Source organism: Streptomyces sp. NRRL F-5650, assembly GCF_000721365.1.
GTDB lineage: Bacteria > Actinomycetota > Actinomycetes > Streptomycetales > Streptomycetaceae > Streptomyces > Streptomyces ardesiacus.
Genome location: NZ_JOGV01000006.1, coordinates 51,677 through 63,310, shown reverse-complemented (window position 1 = coordinate 63,310; position 11,634 = coordinate 51,677). Strand labels below are relative to the sequence as shown.

The following is an 11,634-nucleotide window of genomic DNA, read 5'->3' as shown; positions in this document are numbered from 1 at the left end:
GGAGCCCGCGATGAGCGACATGATCACCGCGGACCTGGTCGACCTCGACCTGTCCGCCGACACCAAGGAAGCGGCGGCGCGTGCCCTCGCGGAGCGGATGGCGGCCCTGGGCCGGGTGACCGACCTGGAGGGCTTCCTCGCCGACGTGGCCGCCCGCGAGGCGCAGATGCCGACCGGCCTCGACGGTGGCATCGGCATCCCGCACTGCCGCAGCGAGCACGTCACCGAGCCGACCCTCGCCTTCGGGCGCAGCGCGGCCGGCGTCGACTTCGGGGCGGCGGACGGACCGGCCGACCTGATCTTCCTGATCGCAGCTCCGGCGGGCGCCGACGACGCCCACCTGACGATCCTCTCCGCACTGGCCCGGCAGCTCATGAACGCCGAGTTCACCGCCGCGCTGCGCTCGGCGGGCGACGCGGCGGGCGCCGCCGCGCTGATCCGCGGGGAGGAACCCACCGCCGCCGAGGCGACCGCGGCGGACGCCGGTGCGGAAGGCGGCCAGGACGTCGGTGCGGACGGTGGCCAGTACTCCGTGGCGGACGGCGGTCAGGACTCCGTGGCGGATGGCGGTCAGGACTCCGTGGCGGACGGTGGCCAGGACTCCGTGGCGGGCCCGGCGGCGGCCTCCGCCGGGCCCGCCACGGTCGCGGACGACGGGACGCCGGAGCCGGCCGGACCCGCGCGCCCGTTCCGGATCGTCGCCGTCACCTCCTGCCCCACCGGCATCGCGCACACCTACATGGCGGCCGAGTCGCTGGAGAACGCCGGCCGCGAGGCGGGCGTCGAGGTCGTCGTCGAGACCCAGGGGTCGGCCGGTTTCACCCGCCTCGACCCGGCGGTGATCGCGGCGGCGGACGGCGTGATCCTCGCCCACGACGTCGCCGTACGGGAGAAGGACCGCTTCGCCGGGAAGCCCACCGTCGACACCGGCGTCAAGGCGGCCATCAACCGGCCGGGCGAGCTGATCGGCGAGGTCCGCGACAAGGCGGCCCGCGGCGAGGCCGCCGCCTCCCCGGGTGCGACGCGGTCCGCGGACGCGACACCCGTCGAGCGCGGCGGCGAGTCCGGCGAGGGCTACGGCACCAAGCTGCGCAAGTGGCTCATGTCCGGCGTCAGTTACATGGTCCCGTTCGTCGCCGCCGGCGGTCTGCTGATCGCCCTCGGCTTCGCGATCGGCGGCTACGAGATCAACAAGGCACCCTCCGTGATGGACCACTTCGTGTGGACCCAGGCGGAAAGCTGGGGCGCGCTGCTGTTCCAGATCGGCGGCGTGGCCTTCGCCTTCCTCGTCCCGGTGCTGGCCGGCTACATCGCCTACGGCATGGCCGACCGGCCGGGCCTGGTCCCCGGCTTCGTCGGCGGCTCGATCGCGCTCACCATCGACGCCGGCTTCCTCGGCGGTCTGGCGGCCGGACTGATCTCCGGTGCGGTGGTGCTGGCGATCCAGCGGATCCGCATACCGAAGGCACTGCGCGGCATCATGCCGGTGGTGGTGATCCCACTGATCTCGGCGGCGGTCGTCGGGTTCCTGATGTTCGTCGTGATCGGCAAGCCCATCGCGTCCGCGCAGTCGGCGATGACCGACTGGCTCAACGGCCTCTCCGGCGCCAACGCGATCCTGCTCGGTGCGCTGCTCGGCCTCATGATGTGCTTCGACCTCGGCGGCCCGGTCAACAAGGTCGCCTACACCTTCGCCACCGCGGGCATCGCGGTCGCCAGTCCGAGCGACTCGGCGATGAAGATCATGGCGGCGGTCATGGCGGCCGGCATGGTCCCGCCGCTGGCGATGGCGCTGGCCACCACGGTGCGCGGCCGGCTCTTCAACGCCGCCGAGCGCGAGAACGGCAAGGCCGCCTGGGTCCTGGGCGCCTCCTTCATCTCCGAGGGCGCGATCCCGTTCGCCGCGGCCGACCCGCTGCGCGTCATCCCGGCGTCCATGGCGGGCGGTGCGGTCACCGGGGCCCTGTCGATGGCCTTCGGGGCGACGCTGCGCGCCCCGCACGGCGGCATCTTCGTGGTGCCGCTGATCGGCAACCCGCTGCTCTACCTGGTCGCCGTCGCGGCCGGTGTCGCCGTCACCGCGGCACTGGTGATCGTCCTCAAGGGGCTGCGCAGGCCGGCGCCGGGAGCAGCGGCCCAGGGACCGGACGGCGCGGACCCGTCGGCACCGGCGCCGGGGGAGAGGCAGCCGGTGGCCGCCTAGAACACTCTCCGCCCGGAACCCTCTCCAGGGGGCCGGACGGGAGCGGTGCGCGCTACGGGGACACCCGTGCCGCGCGCCGCTCCATCGCGAGGCGGGCCGTCTCCTCGCTGTCGTACACCTCGCACATGTGCCGCCCGTCCGGCGTGGCGGTGTGCTCGACCTCCCACAGGGAGACCTCGACGCCGTCGCGCAGCAGGAACGCGTGCTCGTAGAGCGAGAAGCCGATCCGGGCGCGGCCCGCGCGGCCGGGACCGCCGAAGGCCTGGGTGATCTGGTGCCCGCACGCCGTCGACAGCCGCTCGGCGAGGTCGGCACCGGGCCGGTCCGCGTTCTCCGCGCGGCGCAGCAGCCGGCGGGCGTGGTCCGCCGAGGCGTCGGGGACGTAAGCGTGTCGCGGGGTGGGCACGGGCGACAACGGCACCTGCGCCGGCAGCTCGAAACCGGGCGGGTCCGGCTGCAGCGCGAGCCGGGAGCCGGCGGCCCGCAGCTCCTCCTCGTCGACGTACACCTCGTGCTGCGGCTCGCTGCCCGGGGCGGTGTTGTGGACCAGCTCCCACAGGGTGAGCGCCGAGCCGTCGGGGAGCAGCCAGGTGTGGCGGTACGTCTCGCGGTGCAGCCCCGCGCTGTGGTGCGCGGAGTGCAGCGAACCGTCGTGCGCCAGCGCGCAGTCCAGCCGCCGCAGGATCTCGTCGGGCAGCTCGAAGGAGTTCAGGGCGCGACCGAGCAGTCGCATGAGGTGCTCCTCCGGAGACTCGGGCGACTCGGGGGGTTCGTACGCTGCCGTCTCGTACGGAACGCTCAAGGTTTCTCCCGGCGTTGCTGCATGTCACCTTGTGGGTGCATACCGTAGCCCTCCGTCGGGCGTCGTGTCCGGGAACCGGGAAAACGTACGCACGAAAAACGCGGGGGCCGCGCGAAAAGTTCCCGCGCGGCCCGACGAAGCGTCAAAAAACCCTGCTCAGAGGCGAGTCAGGCCTCACTTCCGGCGATCCACTCGCTCCAGGGCATGTTCCAGCCGTTGAGGCCGTTGTCCGGCGCGACCGTCTTGTCGGGGGAGTTCTTGACGATCACGACGTCCCCGATCAGGGAGTTGTCGTAGAACCACTTGCCCGGGGTGTCGCCCTGCGCGCCCTGGACGTCCGCGAGTCCGACACAGCCGTGGCTGGTGCCCTGGGAGCCGAAGGGTGGATTGCCGCGGCTGTACCAGTAGTTGCCGTGGATGAAGGTGCCGGACTGGCTCAGCCGCATCGCGTGCGGCACGTCCGGGATGTCGTACTCGCCGCCGAACCCGACCGTCGACCCGTTCATACGGGTCTGTTCGGACTTCTCCGAGATCACCATCTGCCCGTTGTACGTCGGGTTCGCGGCGCTGCCCGCCGAGATCGGGACCGACTTGAGCGTCTTGCCGTCGCGCACGACCGTCATGGTCTGCGTGTTCACGTCCACCGTGGAGACCTGCGCGCGGCCCACGGTGAAGGTCACCGTCTTCTTCTGCACGCCGTAGACGCCGTTCGCGCCCTCCACCCCGTCCAGGTCGATCTTCATCGTGACCTTGGAGCCGGCCTTCCAGTACTCCTCGGGCCGGAAGTCGAGCCGCTGGGCACCGAACCAGTGCCCGGCCACCTTCTGCCCGCTGCTGGAGGTGACCGTGATGTGCGACTGGACGCTCTTCCGGTCGGTGATCGCCTTGTCGAACGTGAACGACACCGGCATCCCCACCCCGACCGTGCTGCCGCCGTCCGGGGTGTACGTGCCGACGAAGCTGTTCTGCGTGGAGACGGTCGTGAAGACCGAGTCGGCGGCGGCCGGGCGGCCGTCGGCGTCCTTCGCCCGCGCGGTGATGCGGTACTTCGTGCCGCGCTCCAACTGCTCCTTCGGCTTCCAGCTCCCGCCGTCGTCCGACACCGTGCCCGGCACGGCGGCGCCCGTCTCCGCGACGGTCATCCTCACTTCGGTCAGCTTGCCGTCGCTGACCTTCACGCCGGTCGAGTTGATCGAGGCGCCGGTCGAGCCGTCCTCGGCCGAGATCACGAGCTTGGCGACCGAGGTGTCGGCGGCCCCGGCGCCCTTCCCGTCCTTCTTGGTGTCGGCGCTGGCGCTTCCGCCGCAGGCGGTGAGGGTGAGGGCGCCGACCACCAGGGCGGCACAGGCCCCCAGTACGCGCCGCGTGGCTATGTCCGGCGTTGTCACGGGCTGCTCCAGGTTCGGGTGTTGTGCGGTGTGCGCTTCAGCGGTGTAGAGGGCCCCGGTGGCCCGTGGGGTTCCCGCCGGTCGCCCGCTGCGGCGACACGTGACAAAACGCGGACAATCGCAACGCGCACGGTGCAACCCGCCCCGGAAGACCGCCTGTTCACACCGTCGTCCGGCCTGCCCGCCCGGCACCCGCACGGTCCCTTCGCGCTCGCACCTCCTACGACTGTCCGTACAGCTCCCCGTACGACGGCCAGGCCCCGCCCGGGCCGTCCACCGGCCCGGCGGCGCGGACCGCGCGCACGATCGCCCGCGTCACCACTTCCGCGCCGGCGGCCAGCACCTCGTTCAGTGCGAGCGGCTGCCCGGCGTCGAGCGGGTGCTCCCCGGTGGCCATCGCGAACACCGTGTCGCCGTCGTTGAGCAGGTGCACCGGCCGTACGGCACGCGCGATGCCGTCGTGCGCGGTGCCGGCCAGCTTCTGCGCCTGCGCCTTGGACAGAACGGCGTCGGTGGCGACCACGGCGAGCGTGGTGTTCAGCGGCGGCGGCGCGTTCCTCACCGCGGCCTCGGCCAGCCTCCGCCCGGCGGCCCGGTGGACCTCCGGCGCCGGGTACGCCACCCGCCCGCCGCGGAGCAACTCCCCGTACAGCACCCCCGTCTCCGGATCCACCGCCGACCCCGCCGCGTTGGCCACCACCAGCGCCGCCACCGTGACCCCCGTGTCCAGCACCGTGCTCGCGGTGCCCACCCCGCCCTTCAGCGCGCCGACCACGGCACCGGTGCCCGCCCCGACACACCCCTCGGCGATCTGGGCGCCCGGCGCGCTCGCGTGGGCCGCCTCCGCCGCCGCGTATCCGGTGGCCGCGTCCGGCCGGGCGCGGAAGTCGCCCCCGCGCCCCAGGTCGAAGACGCAGGCCGCGGGCACCACCGGCACCACGTGCGCCGGGTCGGGGCCGACCCGCACCCCGCGTTCCCGCTCCTCCAGCCAGGCCATCACCCCCGATGCCGCGTCGAGCCCGTAGGCACTGCCGCCGGTCAGCACCACCGCCTGCACCTTCTGCACGAGGTTGCGCGGATCGAGGGCGTCGGTCTCCTTGGTGCCGGGGCCCCCGCCGCGCACATCCACGGCGGCGACCGCCCCGCACTCCGGCGCGAGCACCACCGTCGTCCCCGTCAGCCATCCGTCGCCGGCCCGCGTCGCGTGCCCCACCCGCAGACCGGCGACATCCGTCAATGCGTCAACTGTCATACGGCCAGTCTCGTCCAGCCGCCCACGGCGGAACCGCGGCCGACGAGGCCCGGCGGCGCGACAGGTGCGGAGCCGCTCCTCAGACGGCCGTCACCGTTCCCGGAGGGGCGGAACCGCTCCCTCCCCGGACGGCGCGAGAGGGTGTCGCGCCTCGGACGATGGGAACCGCTCCTCAGGCAGCCCGAGCTGCTGCTCAGGCAGTCCGAGCCGCTGCTCAGGCAGTCCGAGCCGCTCCTCAGGCGGCCTGTGTCGCAGCCCTCCGCTCCCGTCCGGTGCGTCGCGCGGTCAGCGACACCCCGGCCGCGACGGCCAGCGCGAGCACGATCCCCGCCACGAGCACCGCCTCCCCGCCGCCCAGGAAGGTGCAGGCGAGCACCAGCAGCGCGGCCGTCGGCAGGACGAGCTGCTCGGCGACGCCCACCTTGAAGTGCCGCGCGTGCAGCCCCCACACCGTGAGCAGGAAGACGGCGGTCGGCAGGGTCACCGCGAAGGACGCCGCGAGCGCCGAGACGTGCGCCTTGCCCACGGCCTGCTCCACCGCCACCTCCAGCCCCGCCCCGATCGCCGCCGCCGAGGCGAACACCAGGTAGTGGCCGTATCCCCACAGGAAGGACTGTCTGTTGGACCGCAGGTGGCTGTGGACGGGAACCACGAAGTAGATCCACCAGGCCGCGAAGACGATCAGCAGCCCGCCGGCCGCGATCGGGAGGACCTCGCCCAGCGCGTCGTTCTCCTCGATGCCCGACTTCACCGCGACCGTGGCCGCCGCGATGGTCTCGCCGAGCACGATGATCGTGAGCAGCCCGTACCGCTCGGAGATGTGGTGCGGATGCCAGGACGAGGCGTGCCTGCGCTCGGCGAACGCCGGCACGCACAGCTCCAGCACCACCATCGCCAGGAACAGCCACCCCCGGCCGCTCTCCGGCAGGAACAGCAGCCCCAGCCAGCCGGCCTGGCAGAGCAGCACCCCACCCGCGTATCTCAGTGCCATCGCCCGTTCCGCCCCGCCGGCCGAACGCGCCGCCCGCAGCCACTGCGCGGACATGGCCACCCGCATGATCGCGTAGCCGATGATCACGGCCGCCCAGTCGTGGTCCTGGAACGCCCGGGAGACCCCCGCCGCCAGGACCAGCACCCCGGCGATCTGCACCAGGGTGACGACCCGGTAGAGCACGTCGTCGTTGTCGTAGGCCGAGGCGAACCAGGCGAAGTTCATCCACGCCCACCAGATGGCGAAGAAGACCATCGCGTAGTTGAGGACGCCCTGCCCGGCATGCCCCCCGGCGACGGAGTGCACCAACTGGACGCCGGCCTGGGCGATGGCGACGACGAAGCACAGGTCGAAGAAGAGCTCCAGCGGCGTGGCGACGCGATGCGGCTCGTGCCGGGGGCGGGCCTTCAGCCGGCGCACCGGAGGGTGGCCGTCGGGCGGAGGCGCGGTGGGCTCACTCGCGGAGGAGGTCGGGGAGGAGGGACTGGACATCATGGCTCCCAGCACAGCAGAGACGGCGTGGACGCGCTTGCTGCCCCGCCCGGGACCGGACCGCGTCCACGGCGCGAGCCGTACCCTGGAGCCATGAGTACCACCCCCGAACCCGAGCCCCGCGCGCCCCGGCCCGCGCTGGTCTTCGACGACCCGCTGGACCAGCAGACCTCGGACGACACCGACCGCGGCTGGGGCGAGCGGCCCGAGGCCGACAGCGCGGCCGACCTGAAGCGCTTCCTCGACGAGAAGCCGCCGCACCACATCTGAAGCGCTACGAACGGTCCCGGCCCGAGCCGCGCTGGGCGACCAGCTCGTCGCGGATCTCCTTGAGCACCTCCAGCTCGGAGACCTCGATGACCTCCTCGGCGCTCTCCTTGGCCTTGCGGCGGGCCTCCTGCCGGGCCAGGTACTTCGACATGGGCAGCACCATCAGGAAGTAGACGACGGCCGCCGTGATCAGGAACGTGAGGGTGGCGCCCAGCACCGAGCCCCACTGGATGCGCACGCCCGTGGCGCTGTCGCCCGTGCCGGTGCAGGGGCCCTTCAGGCAGGAGCTGTAACCGTCCAGGCTCTGCGTGCCGAACGCCCCGACCAGGGGATTGATGACCCCCTCCACCACCGAGTTGACGATCTTGGTGAAGGCGGCGCCGATGACGACCGCCACCGCCAGGTCGATGACGTTGCCGCGCATCAGGAAGGCCTTGAAGCCCTGCCAGACACTCGGTCCGTTCTTCTCGCTCACGGGGGGAGCACTCCTCGCTCGAACAGGTGTAGAGACCAAACGCCTGGAAACCTACGACAGCGTTGGGCCGTCCTGTCCAATCCGATCCCACGAACGAGTGACTTGACACCCTCAGCACAGGGTCACCGCCAGCCGTGCCGTGGTAGCGGCGCCGACCAGCCGGTGAGCGGAGGCGCGCGGCACCGAGACCACGACCAGCGCCCCGCCCGCCGCCGCGTCCTCCACCGGTTTGGGCACCTTCGTCACCCGCACACCGCGCGCGAGCACCAGGGCGTCCCCCGCGCCGCCGTCCCCGGTCGCGACGACGTCGACACGGTCGCCCGGCCTGAGCAGCCGCACCGTGGCCGCGTCGGCGATCCGCACCGGCGCCGCCACGAGTCGGGTGCCGCCGTCCCGCTCGCGCCCGGGCTCGCCCACCGGACCGTCCGTCGGCCCGGTCGCCGGATGCCCGCGTGCCCGCCGCGCCTCCTCTCCGCCGCTCCCCGGATGCGGGCCCGCGGCCACCAGCGCCGCGGCCGTCACGGCGAGCCCCGCGGCGAGGGCGCGCCGCCGGTGCCGCACGAGCCGGTGCAGCCGGTGGCGCCCGCCGCGCACCCGCACCGGAGGGAAGTGCGGCACCTCACAGGTGGGCGGGGCGTCGACGCCGGCCGGAAGCGGGGAAGGAAGGGCGTCCGAGACAGGAGCCGGGGCGAAGGAGACGGCCGAGGAGCCGGAGGAGGGGGTGTACGAGTCCGCGGAGGAGAGGGCGGAGGGGGCGACGGAAGGGGAGGGTGGCAGCGAGGGGGAGGGCAGGGCGGGACGGAACACGGTGATCACCACCTGTGACGAGGGACCGGCTTGCGCTCCCACGATGCGGCTTTCCGCCGGACCCCGCCGAGGCTCGTGGACCACGGCCCGGCTGTGGACAACTCCCTCACCGGAACGTGGCCTTCCGCTCCCTCCGGCTCCCCGACCGCCGCCCGCGCCTCCTACGGCAGTGCGATCCCTGCCTTCTACGGCAGTGCGACACCTGCCTCCTACGGCAGCACCATCCGCACTTCCCACGGCAGTGCGATCTGTACCCCCCTACGGCAGCGCGATCCCCGGGTCCATCCCGCCCAGCGCAGCCCCGCACGGGCAGCTCCGGTCACCGGTCGCCGGCAGCGCGGCCACCGCGTCGAACAGCACGCCCCGCAGCCGGTCCACGTTGGCCGCGAACACCCGCAGCACGTCCTCGTGCGAGACGCCCTCGCCGCTCTCCGCACCGGCGTCCAGGTCGGTCACGAGGGTCAGGGAGGTGTAGCAGAGCTCCAGTTCACGCGCGAGTGCCGCCTCCGGGTGGCCGGTCATGCCCACCACCGACCAGCCCTGCGCCCGGTGCCACAGGGACTCCGCGCGGGTGCCGAAGCGCGGCCCCTCGACCACGACCAGGGTGCCGCCGTCCACCGCCTCCCAGTCCCGTCCCCGGGCCGCCTTCAGCGCGGCGGCACGTCCGGTGGGGCAGTAGGGGTCGGCCAGCGACACGTGCACCACGTTGGGCACCGCGCCGTCGGGCGTCGGCAGCCCGTCGAAGTAGGTCGACGGGCGGGACTTCGTGCGGTCGACGAACTGGTCCGGCACCAGCAGCGTGCCCGGCCCGTACTCGGGGCGCAGGCCGCCGACCGCGCACGGGCCGAAGACCTGGCGGGCGCCGACCGAGCGCAGCGCCCACAGGTTGGCGCGGTAGTTGATCCGGTGCGGCGGCAGATGGTGGCCGCGACCGTGGCGGGGGAGGAAGGCGACCCGCCGGCCGGCGATCTCGCCGAGGAAGAGGGAGTCGCTGGGCGGCCCGTAGGGGGTGTCCACGCGGACCTCGGTCACGTCGTCGAGGAACGAGTAGAACCCGGAGCCCCCGATCACACCGATCTCGGCCCGCACACCCTCGGCCCGACCGTCCTCGGCCCGACCGCCCTCGGCCTTCGCGTTGTCTGCCATGCCCGCACCCTAACCGCCGCACGCGACGCCGAGTACGCCGAGGACCCCGCCGTCGGACGACGACAGGGTCCCGTGGGATACCGGTGCCCGGAGGGGCCCTACGCGGCGCTGGTGCTCGCGGAGGAGCTGCCCGAGCCCGACGACGAGCCGGCGCCCGAGGACGACGAGCCCGAGGAGGACGAAGAGGACGAGCCCGAGTCCGAGGAGGACGAAGAGGAGGACGCCTTCGAGGACGACGACGCGGGCGAGCTGCTCGACGAGCTGCCACGGCTGTCGTTGCGGTAGAAACCGGAGCCCTTGAAGACGATGCCGACGGCCGAGAACACCTTCTTCAGGCGACCCTGGCAGTTCGGGCACTCGGTGAGGGCGTCGTCGGTGAACTTCTGCACCGCCTCGAGGCCCTCGCCGCACTCGGTGCACTGGTACTGGTACGTCGGCACTGTCTTCCTCCTGGCACTCTCACTCGATGAGTGCTAACGACGGTCCATAGTGACGTATTCCGAGGGATCAGTCCACTGCGGCGGGCGCGCGGTGACCGACACCACGTGCCACCGTACGGCCCGGGGACCGGGTCGCCAGCCGCGAGCGCAGCGTCACCAGGACCACCAGCGCGAGCACCGTGCCGCCCATCGGCACCAGGAACCCCGCGCCGTCCCGGAAGCGGTCCTCCAGTTGTCCGGCGACGGTCACGGCCGCCGCCTGGCCCAGTGCGACGGCCCCGGTCAGCCAGGTGAAGGCCTCGGTGCGGGCGCCCGCCGGTACGAGCCCCTCGACCAGGGTGTAACCGGTGACGATGGCGGGCGCGACGCACATGCCCACCAGCAGGCCGAGGCCGGCCAGCACGAGCACCGAGTGCGCGGCCCACAGACCGGACGCGGTCAGCGCGAGGGCGGTGTAGCCGACCAGGAGGCGCTGCTGCGGGGCCACCTTCCAGGCGATGGCGCCGCAGGCCAGGCCGGAGATCATGTTGCCCGCGGCGAAGACGCCGTACAGGACGCCGTTCAGGCCGGGCTCGCCGATCGACTCGGTGAAGGCGGCCAGCGACACCTGCATGCCCCCGAAGACGGAACCGATGCCCAGGAAGACCACGATCAGGACCCGCACGCCGGGGACGCGCAGCGCGGAAACGTGCTCCACGCGCGCGTGGCCGTCGTCGGCGCCGCCGGTGCCGCCGACGGCGGGCTGGGTGCTCTTCTGCGCGGCGAACAGCAAACCGCCCACCAGGGTGAGCGCGGCCTCCGTGAGCAGGCCCGCGGCGGGGTCGACGGAGGTGCACAGGGCGGTCGCCACCAGGGGGCCGAGGACGAAGGTCAGCTCGTCGGTGACGGACTCGAAGGCGGCCGCGGTGCTCATCAGGGGAGAGTCCTTGAGCTTCGCGGCCCAGCGGGCCCGCACCATCGGCCCGACCTGCGGCACCGAGGCACCGGTGGGCACCGCCGCCAGGAACAGCGCCCACAGGGGCGCGTCCGCGAGCGCGAGGAAGGTCAGGGTCAGCCCGGACGCCGCGTGCACCAGCACCCCGGGCAGCAGGACGGCGCGCTGCCCGTAGCGGTCGGCGAGCCGTCCGCTGTACGGGGCGAACAGGGCCATGGAGACGCCGGTGACGGCGGCGGCGGCGCCTGCGACGCCGTAGGAGCCGGTGGTGTGCTGCACCAGCAGCACGATGGAGAGCGTCAGCATCGCGAACGGCTGGCGTGCCGCGAAGCCGGGGAGCAGGAACGTCCAGGCGCCGCGGGTGCGCAGCAACTGCCCGTATCCCGGACGGGTGACCGTGGATGCCACGGCCCGTGCCTTTCTGCCGCCTGGTA

At 73.1% G+C, this 11,634-nt stretch carries 11 protein-coding genes; 2 read left to right on the top strand and 9 right to left on the bottom strand.

The window, feature by feature from the left end:
• Positions 1–10 precede the first annotated feature (10 nt).
• A complete protein-coding gene (locus IG88_RS0108325) occupies positions 11–2,203 on the top strand; it encodes a PTS fructose transporter subunit IIABC (RefSeq protein ID WP_031036820.1) in 2,193 nt (730 codons plus the stop codon).
• A 52-nt stretch (positions 2,204–2,255) separates the two neighbouring features.
• Here the strand turns inward: IG88_RS0108325 and IG88_RS0108320 are convergent, their stop codons facing one another.
• The 4 genes from IG88_RS0108320 to IG88_RS0108305 all read right to left on the bottom strand — a co-directional run bounded on the left by IG88_RS0108320 (position 2,256) and on the right by IG88_RS0108305 (position 7,128).
• The gene (locus IG88_RS0108320; protein WP_031036817.1) at positions 2,256–3,005 is read right to left on the bottom strand and encodes a DUF6227 family protein; all 750 of its coding nucleotides are present in this window, start codon (positions 3,003–3,005) and stop codon (positions 2,256–2,258) included.
• Between the two features lie 167 nt (positions 3,006–3,172).
• Positions 3,173–4,393, bottom strand: coding sequence for a L,D-transpeptidase (locus IG88_RS0108315; RefSeq protein ID WP_031036816.1), 1,221 nt, complete (start codon positions 4,391–4,393; stop codon positions 3,173–3,175).
• A gap of 220 nt (positions 4,394–4,613) precedes the next feature.
• Positions 4,614–5,645, bottom strand: coding sequence for a P1 family peptidase (locus IG88_RS0108310; protein WP_031036813.1), 1,032 nt, complete (start codon positions 5,643–5,645; stop codon positions 4,614–4,616).
• A 235-nt stretch (positions 5,646–5,880) separates the two neighbouring features.
• Positions 5,881–7,128: a low temperature requirement protein A gene (locus IG88_RS0108305; protein WP_031036811.1), complete on the bottom strand. Its 1,248-nt coding sequence runs from the start codon at positions 7,126–7,128 to the stop codon at positions 5,881–5,883.
• Positions 7,129–7,221: 93 nt separating this feature from the next.
• Between IG88_RS0108305 and IG88_RS42415 the strand changes: the two genes are divergently transcribed.
• On the top strand, positions 7,222–7,398 hold the full coding sequence (locus IG88_RS42415) for a hypothetical protein (protein ID WP_037824264.1): 177 nt from the start codon (positions 7,222–7,224) through the stop codon (positions 7,396–7,398).
• 4 nt (positions 7,399–7,402) lie between these two features.
• On the opposite strand, the gene mscL is transcribed toward IG88_RS42415, so the two are convergent.
• From mscL to IG88_RS0108275, 5 genes are all read right to left on the bottom strand, one after another.
• A complete protein-coding gene (gene mscL / locus IG88_RS0108295; RefSeq protein WP_031036808.1) occupies positions 7,403–7,873 on the bottom strand; it encodes a large conductance mechanosensitive channel protein MscL in 471 nt (156 codons plus the stop codon).
• A gap of 111 nt (positions 7,874–7,984) precedes the next feature.
• Entirely contained in the window at positions 7,985–8,491 is a 507-nt protein-coding gene (locus IG88_RS0108290) for a hypothetical protein (protein ID WP_031036806.1), read from the bottom strand.
• Positions 8,492–8,938: 447 nt separating this feature from the next.
• On the bottom strand, positions 8,939–9,826 hold the full coding sequence (locus tag IG88_RS0108285) for an S-methyl-5'-thioadenosine phosphorylase (protein WP_051851835.1): 888 nt from the start codon (positions 9,824–9,826) through the stop codon (positions 8,939–8,941).
• A 98-nt stretch (positions 9,827–9,924) separates the two neighbouring features.
• Positions 9,925–10,266, bottom strand: coding sequence for an FmdB family zinc ribbon protein (locus IG88_RS40975; RefSeq protein WP_031036800.1), 342 nt, complete (start codon positions 10,264–10,266; stop codon positions 9,925–9,927).
• Between the two features lie 67 nt (positions 10,267–10,333).
• Complete coding sequence (locus IG88_RS0108275; protein WP_031036797.1) at positions 10,334–11,608, bottom strand: MFS transporter; 1,275 nt, start codon at positions 11,606–11,608, stop codon at positions 10,334–10,336.
• Between the last annotated feature and the right edge of the window lie 26 nt (positions 11,609–11,634).